Here is a 688-nt window from a genome sequence, read left to right as displayed (position 1 = left end):
CCCGGTGCCCGCGGACCGCGCGTGGGACCCGGAGGTGTTCCGGCACACGGCCGGGGACGACCGGGGCACCTCCTACGTCGGTGCGGGCGGCTTCCTGGCGAACGCGGGCGACTTCGACCCCGCCTTCTTCGGCATCTCCCCCCGCGAGGCGATCGCGATGGACCCGCAGCAACGCCTGCTGCTGGAGAGCTGCTGGGAGGCGTTCGAAGACGCGGGCATCGACGCCACCGCCATGGGCCGCACCCGCACCGGTGTCTACGCCGGCGCCGCGGCCTCCGGCTACGGCGGCGCGACGCGCGGCCGGCCGAACGGTTTCGAGGGCCACCTGCTCACCGGCACGGCGGGCAGCGTGCTCTCCGGCCGCGTCTCCTACACCCTCGGTCTTGAGGGCCCGGCGGTGACCGTGGACACCGCCTGCTCCTCGTCCCTGGTCGCGGTGCACATGGCGGCCCAGGCGCTGCGCGGCGGCGAGTGCACCATGGCGCTGGCCGGCGGCGTGATGGTCATGGGGACGCCGACCTCCTTCGTCGAGTTCAGCCGCCAGCAGGCGTTGGCGCGGGACGGACGCTGCAAGCCCTTCGCCGAGGCGGCCGACGGGTTCGCGCTGGCCGAGGGTGTGGGGGTGCTGCTGCTGGAGCGGTTGTCGGACGCGCGGCGCAACGGGCACGACGTGCTGGCCGTCATCCGC

Annotated in this window: 1 protein-coding gene; it reads left to right on the top strand. The window is 74.9% G+C overall.

Annotation, left to right across the window (positions count from 1 at the left end; genetic code table 11):
* Positions 1-688: beta-ketoacyl synthase N-terminal-like domain-containing protein (locus OSB71_RS24250; RefSeq protein ID WP_265950945.1), on the top strand; the 688-nt coding region annotated here is incomplete at both ends.

Origin of the sequence: Streptomyces marinisediminis, assembly GCF_026262575.1 — a bacterium.
In the GTDB taxonomy this organism is placed as follows: Bacteria; Actinomycetota; Actinomycetes; order Streptomycetales; family Streptomycetaceae; genus Streptomyces; species Streptomyces marinisediminis.
This window is presented reverse-complemented; position numbering and strand designations above follow the sequence as displayed.